We start from the raw sequence: 16,467 nt of genomic DNA on the forward strand, positions 1-16,467 counted from the left end.
AATGACCGCCGCGATTATCGCAGGCGGTCAGCCACCAAGAAAGGGTGAATGGCGCGGGGTGTTAACCCTCGAGCATGCTGCGGACTTCGGCGATCTCTTCGGCCGGGCCTTCCATGTCGACGATGATCACCTCGGGCTCCATGCCGATCTTGGCGAATGCCGGCACGTGCGACCAATCGGTTTCGGCTTCGGGGCCACCCTTGGCCGACAGGTTCTGCAGGCGTGCCACCAAGACCACGTCTGCATAGGTCGGGGTCGGGCCCGGGTCGTAGCTCAGGTCGTAGACCGCGGTCGGGATGTTCTGCAGCGACGATGCGAAGTTCCAGTGCTTGAGGATGCGCGCGCCGATCTCGGGTGCCAGCTCTTCGATCAGCTGGTGGATAACCAGCGTGTCGGCGTCGAAGCCGAACAGTTCGTCGATCTTGGTCAGCAGCGGCAGTGCGCCGATGTTGTGAATCAGGCCGCCGAGCATCGCCTGCTCGTTTTCCAGCTCGGGTACGGCGCCGGCCAGCACGCGGCTGATCGCGGCGACCTGCAGGCTGTCGTCCCAGATCTTACGGAACTGCTTGTCGAGTGCGTCGGAGGTTGCCTGGAAGATCTGACGCATCGCCAGGCTGACCACCAGGCTGCGCACCATCTTCACGCCCAGACGGGTGACCGCCTGCTGGATCGTGTCGATCTCGCGGCTGCCGCGGTACAGCGGGCTGTTGGCGACCTGCAACAGGCGCGCCGACAGGGCGGCGTCGTTGGCCACCATCTTGGCGATCGAGGCTGCGTCTGCCGTATCGCTCTCGACTGCATCGCGCACCTGCAGGGCCACCTCAGGCAGGGTGGGGAGCTGCAGCTCATTGTTCTCGATTTCTTTGCGGATGACGTCGGCTAGGTCGGCACTCTGCGCAGCGTTGAGCATGTCGGCTCCGGTTCAGCAGTAAATGATAAGAACTACTGCGGAAGGAGCCGGCAAAACTTGAGGGAAACTCACTCCTCAATCGGTGGCAGTTCGTACGGCAGGTCCAGCAGTTTCAGGGCCGGCCCGTCGACCGAATCCAGGTGGATATCGCCGCCATCTGCGACGCTGATTTCGAGCACCGCCAGCACCTCGTAGCCACCGTCAGGCGATGGCGCGGCATCCACGATGCGGCCGGCGCCCTGGCCCGATGCGCTGGTCGGGGAGTGCAGCTCGGTGCCCGGCGCGGGGCGCTCGCCGACATCCGCGTGCAGGCGGTACATGCGGCGCTTGAGTTTGCCCAGGTACTGCATGCGCGCGACGATCTCCTGGCCGGTGTAGCAGCCCTTGGTGAAACTCACGCCGCCGATCAGCTGCATATTGGTCATCTGCGGCACGAAGGCCTCGACCGTGTCTTCGAACACCGTCGGCATACCGGCGCGGATATCCATCAGCGCCCAGAACTCCGGGCCGCTCTGCTCGGCCTTGGCGCTAATGTCGGCCCACAGCCCGGTCATGGTCGCGACCGGGGCGATCAGTTCGAAGCGGGGCCGGTCGCCCGGCAGGCGGATGATCGTCAGGTCATCGCGGGTTTCGCTGGCCTTGTCGCCGCTCGGCGCGAACGGCAGCAGTCCGGCGGCACAGTCGCCGGCCAGTCCGACCCGCGCGAGCTGCTCGCTGGCGTTTTCGAGTTTCACCTGCGAGCGCAATACGAACATCGTGAGCCGTTTGAGCGTGGCGTCGAGGCGCTCCATCGGCAATTGCATGTACAGGTCGTCACCGCGCTGAAAGATCAGGAAGCTGCCGAGCATGCGGCCTTTCGGGCTGCAATAACTGCTCAGCTGTACCAGCTCGGGGCTGACCTCGCGGATATCGTTGGTCAGTTGGCCCTGTAAAAAGGTGCGGGTGTCGTCGCCGTTGACCTTGATCAGGCCGAAATGCGACAGGTCGGTAACGGCACAGTCGGGAAAGGTCAGGCCCAACGGTGCTTTCGGGGTAACGGTTTCTTGCCAGGTATTCATCGTGATGTGCTGCTCTGGTTGAATTCGCGCCGAACCGGCGCGGCAATGGCGTTATCATAAACAATCCGCCGCTGAGGTTAAGCGGCCAACCCCAGGTAGATTTGTGACCGCCAACGCCCTGCGCCCCGGCAGCCTCGTGCTGTACAAGATTCACCCCGCCATCGTCAGCGATGTTGCCGACAAGATCGAGATCAAGCTCGCCGGCGGCAAATCGAAGCGGGTACGCGACAAGGACGTTACGCTGCTGCACCCGGGGCCCTTGTCGAGCCTCGGCGCGCTCGAGGCCGGCGAGGCCGCGATCGACGAGGCGTGGGAACTGCTCGAAGGCGAGGAGGTCGCGCTGGCCGATCTGGCCGAGTTTCTGTACGGCGAGTTCTCCCCGGCGACTGCGTGGGGCGCGTGGGAGATCTTGCAGGATGGCCTGTATTTCGAGGGAGATGCCGGCCAGATCCGTCGTCGTAGCGAAAGCGACATCGCCGCCGAACGCGAGGCGCGCAACGCCAAGCAGCGCGCCGAGACCGAGTGGCAGGATTTTCTCGAACGTGTCGAGCGCGCCGAGCTCGAGGACGAAGATCGCAAGAAGCTGGCCGACGTCGAGCGGGTGGCGCTCGGCACTGCCGAACGCAGCCGGATCCTGAGCGCTTTCGATGTGCCCGAGACGCCCGAGGCGGCACACCAGTTTCTGATCCGCTGCGGCTACTGGCCGGCCCACGAAAACCCCTGGCCGCGGCGTGCCGGGGCGCGCCTCGAAGCCGTCGAGATCGGTGTGCCCGACCTGCCGGACGAGCCGCGCCGCGACCTGACCCACCTCGCAGCCTGGGCCATTGACGACGCCGGCAACGAAGACCCGGACGACGCCATCAGTCTCGATGGCGACCGGCTGTGGGTGCACGTGGCCGATGTTGCGGCGCTGGTGCGGGCGGGCGGGCACATGGACATGGCCGCGCAGGAGCGCAGCGCCAACCTCTATCTGCCTGAGTTCATCCACACGATGCTGCCCGAATCGGTCACCCATCGCCTGGGCCTTGGCCTTGCCGAGCAGTCACCGGCGTTGTCGATCGGTTTTGTGTTCGACGGCGGGCAGATCACCGATATCGAGGTGGTGCCTTCGTGGGTGCGTGTTTCGCGTTCGACCTACGACGAGGTCGACACCCGCATGCATGAAGAGCCGTTCGCATCGATCGCCAAGATCACTGACGCTTTTCGTGCTCAGCGCGTGGCGCGCGGTGCCGCACGCATCGATCTGCCTGAGGTGTCTGTGCGGGTGATCGATGGCGAAGTCGTGATCCGCTCGTTACCCAAGCTGGCCAGCCGCGACATGGTGACCGACGCGATGCTGATGGCCGGCGAGGCCGCGGCGCGTTTCGCCCAGGCCAACGGGGTCGCCATCCCGTACGCGATGCAGCCGCCGCCCGACGAGGTGCGCAGCCCGCAGAGCATGTCCGAGATGTTCGCCTACCGGCGGTTGTTCAAACCGAGCCGGGCGTCAATCGAGCCCGACGCTCATTTCGGTCTCGGGCTGGAGATCTATGCGCGTGCGACCAGCCCGTTGCGCCGCTATGCCGACCTGGTGGTGCACCAGCAACTGCGTGCCTACGTCACCGAAGGCAAGCCGCTGTCGCCCGACGCCCTGTTGGAAAAGATCGCCTCGGTCGACCGCGCGAATGCGACCATCCGCCGAGCCGAACGGTTGTCAAATCTGCATTGGAAACTGGTGCACCTGGGGCGCAATCCGGACTGGCAGGGCGAAGCCGTGATAGTGGCGCTCGAGGAGCGCAAGACAACCGTAATCGTGCCCGAGCTCGCCCTCGAGACCAAGCTGCGTGCCTCGCCCGAACACCAGCTTGATCAGCCGCTGAAGATTGCCGTGCGCGAGGTCGATGTGCCATCGCAGGCTGCTTATTTTCGGGTTCTTGGCTAGAAAAAACAGTCTGCCCGGCCGGTTCGGGTGATGGACTTTCGATTTTGTTGATAAGTGTCATCAGCCGCCGGACAAACCGCGACGCTGCGTCTTAGAGAAATCACCTCGAACACGTATACTTCGAGGTTCGTTGAAACTGCGCCTCTCAATTGGAGATCAGCATGCCCATGACCGACCGGCCCGCGCCCGGTACCCGCAAGGGTGTCACCAAACCCTCTGAGGAATTCGCCGATTTCTGCGAAGCCGAATTTGAGCGGCGGCTGAACTCGGGCGTTGAGTTCAACGAAACCCTGTATCGCAAGGCCATGCTGATGGTGATGGATCGGCTGACGCAGCTCGAGGAAGAGGGCGCCGCATGATCATCCACAAGATCCGCGCTGAAAACGTCCTCAAGTACGCCAAGCTGTCGATCGATCTTTCGGAGCATGGGCTGATCGCGATCAGCGGTCCCAACGAATCGGGCAAGAGCAGTATCGGTGAGACTCTGTGCTTCGCCTTGTTCGGGCGAACCTTCTCGATCGGTCCGGGCGACATCCAAAAGGTGATCCGCTGGGGCGAGAATCATTGCAACGCCACCACCGAATTCTCGGTAGAGGGCACGCGCTACGAGCTGACCCGTTTTCTCGATCGTGACGGCAACCACAGCGCCAAGCTGGCGCGCGACGATGATCCGGAAGATCCGATCGCGCGCGGGGTGAATGCCGTAGGCGATGCCTTGTTCGGCATCCTCGGATTCGAGTACGACGAGTTCGTTGAGTCGTTTTATCTCGCGCAGCGCGAGATCACGACGCCGCATCCGCACAGCCACGCGGTCAAGATCATGGCCGGTATCGCGCCGCTCGAGCATGTAGCCAACGGCTTGCAGGGCGAGATCGAAGAGCGCGAGGAACTGCTCGGCGAGATCCAGGCCGAGTGGGAGGCCGTCGATCAGGACGTCAAGGGGCTGGGTATCGAGGAAGGGCGCATGCCGCGCCTCGAAGACGAGCGTTACCAGACCCACCAGCAGCGTGAACAGATCGACGGGCTGATCAACGACGTCAATGAAAGTTTCGGCGTATTCAGCAGTTGCACCGATGAGATCTACCGTGCCGAAAGCAAAAAGGGGCGCTCGTCGTTTCTGCGCTTCATTCTCTTCCTGTTGGCCGTGGCGCTGGGTGGTGTTTGGGCCTTGTTGACCTACGGCGATCAACTGCCGCAGACGCAGACCGTGCGCGAGCTACTGGCGCAGTACATCCCGCAATGGGACGACGCCAAGGTGATCTGGATCGCCTATGCCGCTGCCGCCGTCGGCGTGCTGTTCCTGCTCTCGTGGATCGCCGTTGCCGGCACCAAGCGACGCATCGCAAGACTGCGCGCGCAGGCGGCCGAACTGGGCGATGTGCTTGGCAAGGCACGCGAGATCGATGTCGAGACGGCGTCTGACGAGGTTGTCGAAGGCGATGACGACAACGAAGAACCGTTGGCGGTCGCCGTCGAGGATGCGGCCGATGAAGAAGAGGTCGCAATCCGTGCGACCCGGCCGGAGTACGCCGAGTACCAGTCGGTGCGTGCGATGATCGAAAAGGGCGACGCCACGATCCGCATGGTCGACGATTACTGCGAGCGTGAGACCGGCTGGTTGAAGCTGGTCTCGGACCAGCTGGGCGAGCAGATTCACGACCTCGACGGCGAGATCGACGACGAACAAAGCCGTGTGCAGGAAGCGATCAACCTGTCGGATGTGCTCAATGGCCTGACCGACAAGCGTGAAGAGGTCGAAGAGCGAATCGAAGACCGCCACCGTGCCCTGGAACTGCTGCAGGGCGCGATCGCCCACCTGTCCGGCCACTTCAATCGCGACATCAAAGAACTGGTCGGCAAGATGCTGCCGCTGTTCACCGACGGCCGCTACGAACACCTGCAGATCGACCCCGGCCTCAAGGTACGCGTGTTCTCGAGTGAGAAACGCGATTTTATGGACCTCGACGAGGTTTCCAGCGGTACTCAGCGCCAGATCATGCTCGCGCTGCGCCTGGCCCTGTCGAAGAAGCTGTTGAGCCGCACCGTGAAAGGCAAGCAGTTCGCCTTCCTCGACGAACCGTTCGCCTTCTTCGACCAGGAACGCACCCGCCAGGCCCTGCATGCACTCGCCAACCTCGGCGACGACATCAGCCAGGTGTGGATCGTGTCGCAGGACTTCCCGGAGAACTGCGAGGAGACCTTCGACACCACGATTCACTGCGATCGCGACAGCGATACCCTAAATCTGACAACTTGATGTAGAATGCGCGGCTTTCCGGCGACAAGGTCGGAATCCGGCGAGCCTCAAGTGCGCTGTCGGGACACAATCTGGAGAGGTGGCTGAGCGGTTGAAAGCGCACGATTCGAAATCGTGTTTAGGTTAGCGCCTAACGAGGGTTCGAATCCCTCCCTCTCCGCCAATAAAACAAAAGGCCCCCGTGTGGGGCCTTTTGTTTTATTCGACCTCGAGCGATTGATTCGAACCCTCGTTTCTAAATGGCGGTTCGACAGCCGGCACGCAGTGCTGGCGCAGACGCCGGCTATGCCGGTGCCCCGAAGGGGTGAGCTGCGAAGCAGCGAATCAATCCCTCCCTCTCCGCCAATAAAACAAAAGGCCCCCGTGCGGGGCCTTTTGTTTTATTCGACTACGAGCGATTGATTCGAACCCTCGTTTTTAAATGGCGGTTCGACAGCCGGCACGCAGTGCTGGCGCAGACGCCGGCTACGCCGGCGCCCCGAAGGGGAGAGCTGCGAAGCAGCGAATCAATCCCTCCCTCTCCGCCAGTAAAGGAAAAGGCCCCCGCGTGGGGCCTTTTGTTTTATTCGACTACGAGCGATTGATTCGGACCCTCGTTTTTAAATGGCGGTTCGACAGCCGGTACGCAGTGCTGGCGCAGACGCCGGCTATGCCGGCGCCCCGAAGGGGTGAGCTGCGAAGCAGCGAATCAATCCCTCCCTCTCCGCCAATTAAGTAAAAGGCCCCCGCGTGGGGCCTTTTGCTTTGTTCGACTACGAGTGATCCGATTCGAACCCTCGTTTCTAAATGGTGGTTCGACAGCCAGCCCGACCAACCGGTCCAATTTTGCATGAGGAGCGATCGTCCCAGAGCGGCCAAGCATTCCGGGTCTCTAGTTCGTTCGAAAGATACCCAACATATTCGGTTACTTTGCAGAATGACCCAATAACAGCTCGATAATCGCTTGCTGTTTCCGATGCTTGGCCAAATCCAAGGCGGTTTGCCCATACTGATTTTTTACGTCGATATCAGCGCCTTGCTCGATCATCGAGGTCATCGCCTTCACCCTCCATTCGACAGGCAAGTCAGAAATCACCGTCGTCGTGATCAGTGGGTTGCCCACGTCGTCCATGAAATTAGGGTTGAACCCATAGGTCATGAGCGCATCGGCAATTATGACCCGTTTGGCTTGTTTGGCAGCGATTCTTTGGTCTGCCTTTTTCCTGGCGGCAGCGATGTCGGCTTCGCTTACGATGTCCCTGCTGTATCCGCCAGGAGGTGGCGCTGCCGGCAGAATCGTGCATTCAACCAAGTAGGAAATCTGCTTTGGGGCCAGAGAAGCGGCAGATGCTGGCTCGAACTCGCCGTGTTTCGCTTCCAAACACCAACGCGACATGTCCTCCGCCAATGCGAAGTCCTGAGCAAAGGAAGGTCCGCAGAACCCCGCGACTGCAATAGCGATGACCGCGAGTCTAGCCAGACGCTTAAGGCGTGAACTCAACGTAACCTCCCGTTCTTGGTACTAAGCGATGCGGCAACGCATCTGACGGCCAATGTCCTATCGAGTTCTAGTATTGTTGCGAACTTATCCATTTATTGCGCTGCATGACTTGGTTGTTTTCGCCGCTGTTTGCACTGAAAACGCTGACATTAAAGAAAGGCGCATAAGCCTGTGCAATACTTGGTTTCGGCATCTGCCGCTCATTTGAGCAGACCAGCCCTGAGATGACAAAGTGATGCCGAATACCTTGGTCATTCAATCCCACCGGTCACCCTTGCCCTATCCATGGCTTGCTGGCTGCTTGGAATCGGTACGCCGTTGGTGCGTTTTCAACAAGTTTGACTACCGTTTCCTCGATGATGAGCTGTTCACTTGCCTCGACGCTGAGTTGCTGGAGAAATCTGCAGAACAAAGGGTGATCGCAGCGGATCTGGCGCGTCTGAAAGTACTACAAACTGCTTTGCGTGACGGCATTGAAACAGTGGTTTGGCTAGATGCAGATTTCCTGATCTGCGATCCGGATAATTTTGTGTTGCCCGAGACACCGTACGCTGTCGGTCGCGAGGTCTGGGTGCAGCACGATCGGCAAGGGAGGCTGAAGGTGTACAAAAAGGTTCACAACGCCTTCCTGATGTTCCGTCACGGCAACACGTTTTTAGACTTTTATCTCGAGACAGCCGAACGACTGTTGCGCCAACACCAAGGCGGAATGCCACCGCAGTTCATCGGACCAAAACTGCTGACGGCCCTACATAACGTCTGCCAGCTACCCGTTATGGAATCCGCTGGAATGCTGAGTCCGTTGGTGATCCGAGATCTGCTGCAGGGCGGGGGAGAGGCGCTGCGGATGTTTCATGCGAAGTCAGCCGCGCCGCTGGCGGGCGCCAATCTCTGTGCATCGAGTTGTGACAAGGGCCAGGTAGACAGTGCCGAGATGGGGCAGCTTATCGAGGCCCTGACTGCGAAACCGCATCTATTGCTGTGAGCTGTGGTGCGGCCGCACCAGAGCCTTGGGATGGCGTGCGTTCCAAAGGTCGTATTCGGAATGTCGACGATGGCTTCGACGGCAATTGGTAAGCACGATATTTTCCTCGGTATGGGCTTTGCGGGAGCTTCCAGCCTGTCTAGTGATTAGCAGCATCGGTTGAAGTATTATCCGAGGCACTCGCGGAAGGCTGGTAATACCTACGCGGTCGTGTGCGAAGGCAAACGGTCCCCCAATTGTCTAAGAATGTGCCGAAGGAACAACACCCATGAGGCGACTCTATTTTCTCGTGCCAGATCTGAAAACCACACATCTCGTGGTGCGGGCTTTAAAAGCTCAGGGAGTTGATGACCGCCATGTCCATGTGGTTGCTGCGCCGGGTACCGAGCTGGATGATCTGCACGAAGCGACCGTCAAAGAGACGAGCTACCTGATGCCTGCCATGAAGAAGGGCGCCGAGTACGGGGGCACGATGGGGCTGCTGGTCGGGCTGCTGGCTCTTAGTCTCCCCGGGGTCGTACTCGCAGGTGGGGCAATGCTCGCAATGGGTGTGCTGGGAGCGGGAATGGGAGCTTGCCTGGGTTGTTTACTCGGCGAAGATATCGAAAACGTGCATGTGAAAAAGTATGCATCAGCGATTGCCGGCGGCCAGTTGCTTGTGCTGGTGGATGTGCCTGAAAAGCGAGTGGGTGAGTTTCAGGCGTTGATCAAGCAACACTATCCCGACGCCAAGCTGGAAGACACAGAGGCGACGTCGCCGGAGTTTCCGTACTGAGGCGCAACGAGACTGCGAGCGCATTCGGTATAAGGCGATCGCGGGTCACGCATCAGAGGCCATGTCGCGTTCAAGACTGAAGCCGCAGCGTCATGCTGACAGCGCGCCGCAGCCCCCACACTCTGATTCCGTTATCGCCAAGCGAGTCGCTAACCATTGGCCAGCGATCCGGCGGATCGTTCTGCCTCTTTTTGACTCAGGCCAGCGCGCTTACCCATTCGTTTGCCCACAAGGCAGCCGTGAGTGGCTGATTGTCGACCTTTCTCGCATCCAATGCGCAGATTTCGCCGACTCGTTTGGCGCCGGATAGATACAAGGCATTCTCCATCATGTAGCCTGCTTGGGCGAAGTGCTCGTAGCCGCTGTCTCCCAACGCGATGATGCCGTAAGTGCGGTCCTTGAGGTCGACGGTTTGCTCGTCGAGCGCGAAGAACAGCGGATACAGGTTGCTCGGCAGTTCGCCGTTCCCAGTGGTAGAGCAACACACCAGTAGCGCTTCGTCGGCATCCTGTTGCAAGTCGTGAGTTGTAGGCTCGGTATTGAGCCGTGTTTCGTGACCCTGCCGGTTCAGCACATGGGCAACGGCGGCCGCAGTCTGTAGGGCGCGGCCGTTCACAGAACCAACGATGATCTGTATCTTTGCCACGGCTTTACCTCGTCAGCAACCGTTTGCCGGCTCAGCGGACTGCAACCGGGGTGAATTATTCAACCCAGCCTTCTTCTTCCATATCCTCGAAGCGCGAATCGGACTTCGAGGTTTTCTTGCTGACCACGCGCTGTAGCATCGGCGACATATCGCCACTCAGCTCGCCTTGCAGTTCTTCGATGATCTCTTCGATCTCAGGTCCGCCTTTGACGACGATGGGATTGACGCCCAGCATGACCAGCTGCTTAGTGGCCGAACCCCCGATTGACCCGACGTAGACCAGGTCGCAGCCGTGCAGCCATTTCAGCTTCGGTTTCAGCTTGTCTTCGTTGCCGTCTTTCTTTTCTTTGGGAAACACCTTGGTTGCCATCAGCGTGGCTGAATCAGCGTCTACGCCGAACACATGGAAACCCTGCGAGGAACCGAAATGTTGGTTGACGCATTCGCCGTCCGACGAGGCGAAAGCCACCATCAACAGGTTTGGGTCGGCTGCCACTTCGGCAACGCTCTCGACTTCGGCCACTTCACTCATCGCTTCCTCCGCTCAAGTGGGCAAGGTGGTCACAACTACTCAAGTATCAGCACGATTCGTTCCACCCAAACTCGGCGCGCCGAAGGCATGGCATAACACTTGCCACACAACAGCCAACGCCTTGAGTAGGACCGATCTAGAGGCGGCAACCTGGTCAAATCCGGGTCGTGATAGGGACATTCACTGTAGCGATTGTAAGTTTTACAACAACGCGCCTGATGCTGGTCGCCTGGTTTTGGCGAGTACCCGACAGGACGCATCTGGTGGGAGATCAAGATGGCAAAGATAGGTCTTTTCTACGATACCGATACCGGCAACACCCGCAAGGTCGCCAAGCTGATCAACAAGCTGTTCGACGACGGCGATATCGACATGAAGAATGTCACCAAACTCGAGCCGGCCGACTTCGAGGCATATTCCGCCTTCATCCTCGGTACGCCCACGCTCGGCGATGGTGAATTGCCCGAGAACTGGGAGGCCTTCCTGCCGCAGCTCGACAATGTCGATTTCAATGGCAAGACCGTTGCCTTGTTCGGCCTGGGTGACCAGGAAGAGTACTCGCACGAGTTTGTCGACGGGCTTGGCCTGTTGTACGAAAAGCTCGATTCGCTGGGTGCTTCGTTCATCGGTTTCTGGCCGACCGAAGGCTATGAGTATGAGATTTCGGCAGCCGAAGTCGACGACCAGTTCTGTGGCCTGGTGATCGACCAGGACAATCAATCGGGCCAAACCAAAGAGCGTGTCGAAGCCTGGGTGGCGCAGATTAAGCCGGCGTTGCTGGCAGCCGCCACCGAAGCCGAAGCGGCTTGATCGCGTGACGGGTATGAACGAGTAGGGACGGGTAATCGAAGATGAAACTGACTGACATCGCCTTTGAAGACGACGCGTTCAAAGCCTGTGTGCTGGCCACCGGGTGCGAGAACGCCGAAGACATTACCGAACTCGTTTGCCGCAAACAGAAGATCACGAGTGCGGCGGGCGTCGAGCATCTGTGCAATCTGAAATTGTTGGACCTGACGCGCAATGAACTCGGTGCACTGGACCTGGCGAAAAACACCAAGCTTGAAGAATTGTTTGTTGGGAATAATGAGCTCGAGATGTTGGATATCAGCGGTTGTACTGAGCTGACTTACATCGAGGTGTTCATCAATCAGCTTGAAGAGCTGAACGTCGGCAACAGCCCGATGCTGGAAACCCTGTGCGCAGACAAGAACGACCTCGAAAGCCTCGACGTCAGCAAGAATCCCGAGTTGCTCGATCTTCGTCTGAGCGGTAATGAGCTGTCGGAGCTTGATCTGTCGGCCAACGCAAAGCTGGAGAAACTGGATCTGCAGAAGAACCCGCTAAGCGATGAAACCAAGGCCGCCATCCAGGAGCTCGGCGACATTCAGGTTCATCTTTAAGGCTTGAGGGGCAACACCGACGACGCCAAATGCTTGCGCCGTTCGCCCGGTGTTCATGCCGGGTGGAGCGATTGCGACTAGTGGCAAGAACGCCGAGCACGATCTAACGGCGATTGTCGTAGTTAAACCGCAGTTTGTGATGCCGATGATGGTTTGGCAGATAGCTTCAATGATTCACGTGTCGGCCCACTGTCTCACCAGGTTGTGATACAGCCCGCTCAGCCGCAGGACATCATCGTGGTTGTCGCCAAGCGATGCAGTCAATGACTGTATCGAATGGTCCAGGTCGTGCAGCATTGCGCGCTGCTGGTTGTCGCGCACCATGCTCTGCATCCAGAAGAATGAGCTGATGCGTTCACCACGGTTGACGGGTGTTACCTGGTGCAGGCTGGTCGAAGGGTAGAGGATCATATCGCCGGCCGGCAGTTTCACCGATTGGCAACCGTAGTTGTCCTCGATCAGCAGTTCGCCACCGTCGTACTCGTCGGGTTCGCTGAAAAACAATGTAGCCGACAGGTCGGTACGGATGCGGACGATCGAGCCGGGGATCGCACGGATGGCATTGTCGACATGCAGACCGAAAGACTCGCCGCCGCCGTAGCGGTTGAATAGGGGTGGAAATATCTTTGCCGGCAAGGCTGCCGAGATAAAGGTCGGGTGCCCTGCCAAGGCATCCAGAATGCGATCTCCGATCGCTCGTGCGGTCGCTGAATCTTCCGGTAGTTGTCGATTGGTTTTGACGGCCCCGGATTGTGTGCCCGCGGTAACCTTGCCGTCGACCCACGCGGCTTGGTCCATTTGTTGACGGATGTCGGCCACTTCCTGTTTGGTGAATACGTTCTCGACAACGGTCAGCATGGGCGTTCTCTCAATAAAAGGACGCCTCCGGACAGAGGCCCGGAGACGTCAAGGCTCCAAATCGTTCGACGTGGGGCGGCCTTAGAAGGTGTAGTCCAGCGTCAATGTGGCTGAGCGACCTTCGCCGATATAGGTGAATGGTGCACCTGAGCGATACAGGGCGTCGTAGTACTCTTCATCGGTCACGTTGAGCACATTGACCCGTGCCTTCAGGTTCTTGCTGAACGCGTATTCGGTCATCAGGTCAAGCCGCGTATTGGCATCGATGGTGTTATCGGTCGGCGCGCCATTGGGCGTTCCACCCGATATCTCGCCGGTGTAGGTGACGGTGCCGCCAATGGCCCACTCCGGTGTCGCCTGGTAGCGCAGCTGCACGTTGGCACTGGTTTCCGCGGTATTCGGGAACGGGTCGCCGATCTCGTCCGGGTCATCCGACTCGGTGATCTCGGTGTCCATGAAGGTCGCCCCAGCGAACAGGCTGAGCTTGGGTGTGATGTTGCCGGTCAGGCCCAGTTCGAGGCCGCGCACCCGCATCTCGCCGACCTGGGTCAACACCACCGGCGCACCGCGCCCGCCGGAGGATGAGATCACATCCTCTTTGGTCACCTGGAACACGGCTGCGGTGAACAACAACTTGTGATCCATCAGCTCCCACTTGGTGCCGATCTCGATGTTGGTGTTCTTCTCGGGTGAAGGGAACTCGCCGTTGGCGTCTTCACACAAACCACCATAGGCGCAGTTGGTAAAGGCATCGAACTGCTCGCCCGTTGGGTTCGACGAGGTGCTGTAGGCCAAGTAGACGTTGCCGTTGGCCCAAGGCGAGTAGGTTACACCGAAGTGGCCGTTGAGGAATGATTCGTCGTTGGTGACTTCGCCATCCGTGCCACCGGTGTAGGCGGTCGGACCGGAGTTCACGCGGTAGTCGAACGAGTCGTGGCGCAGCCCGGCGAACACCTCCCAGTCGTCGTTGATCGTGACCGTGTCCATCAACCAGAGTGAGCGGGTCTTGACCTCCAGCTCGGCGTATCTGTCGGTATTGGGTACCAGTGTGCCGCCGCCCTGAAGCCAGGCGTAGTTGTTCGGGTTGTTGGGGTCGCCCGCGTTGGGCGAACGCAGCGAGTCGGAATACGGCAGGTTTTCGGCCTCTTCCTTGGAGAACTCGAAACCGAACACGAAGGTGTGTCGCATGTCGGCCAGCTCGGTGTCCCACTGAAAGTTGGTCTGGTTGCCGAGGTAGGTGTTTTCCTGGTTGCGGTTCTGCGACGATGCGGCGACGAAAACGCCGGGGGTGCTGACGCCGATCGGCGTGCCGCCGGGAACGGCGCCGGACCTAAGCCCAGGGATGGTCACAACGTATTCGTTGGTCGTCTTGCCGTGACGTGTCTGGTTGGTGACCTTGAAGGCATCGGTAAAGTGGTACTCGGCCGACAGGGTCGCGATATCCGATCCGGTATCCCAGAAGTCACGCCCCTTTTGGCCGTAGAACTTACTGCCGGAGACCGGCTCACCCTCCACCGAGTCCCAAGGTACGCCGCCATCGGGCACATCCTCTCCACGCAGGTAGTAGTAGTCGGCAACGAACTTGAGCTTGTCGGTCGCCCACCAGTCGACGGCCACCGCCGCGCCCTTGCGCTCTTCGCTGGCCCAACCGCGATCCGGCACGTCGCGGTCCGCGTACAACAGGTTGGTGCGGATCGCGATATCGCGATTGAGCACGAAGTTGTTGTCGATGGTGTAGCGTTGCTTGTTGTCGGTGCCGACGCTGATCTGCGCACGGGTGAAGTCGAAGTCGCTGGGCTTTTTGGTCACGTTGTTGATCGCGCCACCGGTGGTGCCGCGGCCAGCGAAGCTCGAGCTCGGGCCTTTCGAGATCTCGATCTGTTCGACGGCGAAGGTTTCGCGCGTGGTCACGCCCGGGTCACGCAGGCCATCGACGAACACGTCGTTGCGCGCCTCGAAACCGCGAATGATGTAACGGTCGCCGAAGGCATTACCGCCTTCACCGGTACCGATGGTGATGCCCGGTTGGGCACGTAGCACGTCGGCCAGATCGGTATTGCCCGAATCCTCGATCGCCTCTTTCGGGATCACGGTAACCGTCTTGGGTGTTTCGCTGATTGGCCGGGTGTACTTGGGCGACGACAGGGTATTCACCTTGTACGGCGCACCGGGTTCAGCATGCGGATTCTTTTCGGCTTCGACTTTTTCTTCGACGGTCAACTTATCGAGCGTTGCGTCCGTGGCTGGATTGGCATCGGCCGAGTGCGCGATGCCGGCACTGAGTGAGCTGGATATCGCCAATGCCAGCGAGCTCAGGGTCGGCGCACTGTCTTTGCGCGGTCGTCGCAACGACAGCGGGGTCCCTTGGTTTTTCTGGTTCAGCATGGAATCTCTCCGTTAACTATGGCGCTACCGATGCAACGAAAATTCGATCGGTAGCGTGAGTTTGAGCGGGCCGTCCCCTATGGCTTTTGGTATCGGGGGGAATGGGCTCGCTCGTTTCAGCATCGCGAGAGCTTCCTTATCCAGGCGTTCGTCTCCCGAGCTGCGTTTCAACAGCTGGGTTTGAAGGCTGCCGTCGGCCGCAATGACGAAAGTCACCGTGGCAACGCCGGTAGCGCCTTCGCGCCTGGCAGAACGGGGATAACGTTTATGACGCGCGATCTGCGCCATCACTTGTGCGTAATACCCCTGACGTGCGGCAGGATCGCCGCCGGTTTCGAGTTGCTGACCGGTGCCCGTCGCTTGGGTAGAGGGTCGGCGTGCCGTCGTGTTATCGGCGACGGTCTGTTGTTTGATGGGTGGTGTGGGTGCCGGGGCAGGCGATTTGGGTTTCGCCGGCGCTATGCGTTTCGTCACCTGCTTGGGCCTGGTCGGCTTCTTGGGTACGACAGGCTTGGGTGCGATGGGCTTATCGACTGCCTTCTCAACCGGCTCGGGTTCGGTCTGCTGAACCACCTCGGTCGCCGGTTCTGTTTCCGGCGTCGGTTCTACCGGCGTCTCCTGCTCGGCAGGTTCGACCGGGGCTTCATCATTAACCGTCTCTTCAGGTGCCGGTTCGACCGGTTGTGGCGTTGGCGTGTAGCGGCCAGCGAGACCGACACTGACCTGAATACCGCCGACCCCGGCGTCCATCGCGCCGTCGTCGTGCGGGCGGTTGAACCAGGCCGCCGCTATCGCCGCATGCAGCAAACCGGCGAGCAGCAACGCAGACATCCAGTGACCTTTGTTCGGTGTCACTCGATCGTCTCCGTCGCAATCCGCAGCTGTGTGATACCGAGCCGGCGCACCGTGCGCAGCACCGGGTCGAGCGCCGAAGCGGGCAGGGCCTGATGAACACGGCATACCACAGCGGTGTTCTCGTCCGGCTCAAGCGTGTCGAGCAGTGGGTCGAGTTCAGCGGCGACGATCTCGCCATTGACGCGCATCACGCCGGTCGCGTCGATGCTGATGTCGATTGCGGTCACGACCAGCGCTTCATCGCTGGTTGAGCCGGGTACGTTCAGTTCGTCTTCGGTGTAGGCGTTGATCTGGCCGGCGATCATGAAGAACACCAGCAACAGAAAGACGATGTTGATCATCGGGATCAAGGCATCGTCGTCACTGCGCCGTTTGTGCGGCGCTGCGGTCCCGGGCAGCACG

At 59.9% G+C, this 16,467-nt stretch carries 16 protein-coding genes and 1 tRNA gene; 8 read left to right on the forward strand and 9 right to left on the reverse strand.

What is annotated here, in order from left to right:
- Window positions 1-61: 61 nt before the first annotated feature.
- Entirely contained in the window at window positions 62-910 is an 849-nt protein-coding gene (locus B1781_RS08110; RefSeq protein WP_078119185.1) for an HDOD domain-containing protein, read from the reverse strand.
- Between the two features lie 68 nt (window positions 911-978).
- A complete protein-coding gene (gene ygfZ / locus B1781_RS08115; protein ID WP_078119186.1) occupies window positions 979-1,968 on the reverse strand; it encodes a CAF17-like 4Fe-4S cluster assembly/insertion protein YgfZ in 990 nt (329 codons plus the stop codon).
- A gap of 103 nt (window positions 1,969-2,071) precedes the next feature.
- Here ygfZ and B1781_RS08120 point away from each other — a divergent pair, with 103 nt between their 5' ends.
- The 4 genes from B1781_RS08120 (at window position 2,072) to B1781_RS08135 (ending at window position 6,309) form a co-directional block, all read left to right on the forward strand.
- Window positions 2,072-3,889 carry an RNB domain-containing ribonuclease gene (locus B1781_RS08120; protein WP_334223919.1) on the forward strand — a complete coding sequence of 606 codons (1,818 nt, stop codon included), beginning with the start codon at window positions 2,072-2,074 and terminating at the stop codon, window positions 3,887-3,889.
- A gap of 161 nt (window positions 3,890-4,050) precedes the next feature.
- Window positions 4,051-4,248, forward strand: coding sequence for a hypothetical protein (locus B1781_RS08125; protein ID WP_078121976.1), 198 nt, complete (start codon window positions 4,051-4,053; stop codon window positions 4,246-4,248).
- The gene (locus tag B1781_RS08130; RefSeq protein ID WP_078119187.1) at window positions 4,245-6,146 is read left to right on the forward strand and encodes an ATP-binding protein; all 1,902 of its coding nucleotides are present in this window, start codon (window positions 4,245-4,247) and stop codon (window positions 6,144-6,146) included. Before B1781_RS08125 ends, B1781_RS08130 begins: the two co-directional genes overlap by 4 nt.
- Before the next feature lie 73 nt (window positions 6,147-6,219).
- Window positions 6,220-6,309: transfer RNA gene (locus B1781_RS08135), tRNA-Ser, on the forward strand.
- A gap of 741 nt (window positions 6,310-7,050) precedes the next feature.
- Here B1781_RS08135 and B1781_RS08140 read toward each other — a convergent pair.
- Window positions 7,051-7,626: an ankyrin repeat domain-containing protein gene (locus B1781_RS08140; protein ID WP_078119188.1), complete on the reverse strand. Its 576-nt coding sequence runs from the start codon at window positions 7,624-7,626 to the stop codon at window positions 7,051-7,053.
- 232 nt (window positions 7,627-7,858) lie between these two features.
- Here B1781_RS08140 and B1781_RS08145 point away from each other — a divergent pair, with 232 nt between their 5' ends.
- Entirely contained in the window at window positions 7,859-8,611 is a 753-nt protein-coding gene (locus B1781_RS08145; RefSeq protein WP_164513304.1) for a hypothetical protein, read from the forward strand.
- 268 nt (window positions 8,612-8,879) lie between these two features.
- Window positions 8,880-9,386, forward strand: a complete 507-nt coding sequence (locus B1781_RS08150) for a hypothetical protein (RefSeq protein ID WP_078119190.1) — start codon at window positions 8,880-8,882, stop codon at window positions 9,384-9,386.
- Between the two features lie 196 nt (window positions 9,387-9,582).
- Here B1781_RS08150 and B1781_RS08155 read toward each other — a convergent pair whose 3' ends face one another.
- Together B1781_RS08155 and B1781_RS08160 are read right to left on the reverse strand one after the other, a co-directional pair.
- Window positions 9,583-10,032, reverse strand: coding sequence for a flavodoxin domain-containing protein (locus tag B1781_RS08155; RefSeq protein ID WP_078119191.1), 450 nt, complete (start codon window positions 10,030-10,032; stop codon window positions 9,583-9,585).
- A gap of 55 nt (window positions 10,033-10,087) precedes the next feature.
- Window positions 10,088-10,564, reverse strand: a complete 477-nt coding sequence (locus tag B1781_RS08160; protein ID WP_078119192.1) for a NifB/NifX family molybdenum-iron cluster-binding protein — start codon at window positions 10,562-10,564, stop codon at window positions 10,088-10,090.
- A 276-nt stretch (window positions 10,565-10,840) separates the two neighbouring features.
- Here B1781_RS08160 and B1781_RS08165 point away from each other — a divergent pair, with 276 nt between their 5' ends.
- A complete protein-coding gene (locus B1781_RS08165) occupies window positions 10,841-11,374 on the forward strand; it encodes a flavodoxin (protein WP_078119193.1) in 534 nt (177 codons plus the stop codon).
- Between the two features lie 41 nt (window positions 11,375-11,415).
- Window positions 11,416-11,967 (forward strand): leucine-rich repeat domain-containing protein, encoded by a 552-nt coding sequence (locus tag B1781_RS08170; protein ID WP_078119194.1) that lies wholly within the window; start codon window positions 11,416-11,418, stop codon window positions 11,965-11,967.
- 174 nt (window positions 11,968-12,141) lie between these two features.
- On the opposite strand, the gene B1781_RS08175 is transcribed toward B1781_RS08170, so the two are convergent.
- The 4 genes from B1781_RS08175 to B1781_RS08190 form a co-directional block, all read right to left on the reverse strand.
- Window positions 12,142-12,825, reverse strand: a complete 684-nt coding sequence (locus B1781_RS08175) for a Fe2+-dependent dioxygenase (RefSeq protein WP_078119195.1) — start codon at window positions 12,823-12,825, stop codon at window positions 12,142-12,144.
- Between the two features lie 81 nt (window positions 12,826-12,906).
- The gene (locus B1781_RS08180; RefSeq protein ID WP_078119196.1) at window positions 12,907-15,210 is read right to left on the reverse strand and encodes a TonB-dependent receptor; all 2,304 of its coding nucleotides are present in this window, start codon (window positions 15,208-15,210) and stop codon (window positions 12,907-12,909) included.
- 24 nt (window positions 15,211-15,234) lie between these two features.
- Complete coding sequence (locus tag B1781_RS08185; RefSeq protein ID WP_164513305.1) at window positions 15,235-16,065, reverse strand: energy transducer TonB; 831 nt, start codon at window positions 16,063-16,065, stop codon at window positions 15,235-15,237.
- Window positions 16,062-16,466, reverse strand: coding sequence for an ExbD/TolR family protein (locus tag B1781_RS08190; protein ID WP_078119198.1), 405 nt, complete (start codon window positions 16,464-16,466; stop codon window positions 16,062-16,064). Before B1781_RS08190 ends, B1781_RS08185 begins: the two co-directional genes overlap by 4 nt.
- Between the last annotated feature and the right edge of the window lies 1 nt (window position 16,467).

This window comes from Thiosocius teredinicola, from assembly GCF_002009425.1.
Lineage (GTDB): Bacteria > Pseudomonadota > Gammaproteobacteria > Chromatiales > Chromatiaceae > Thiosocius > Thiosocius teredinicola.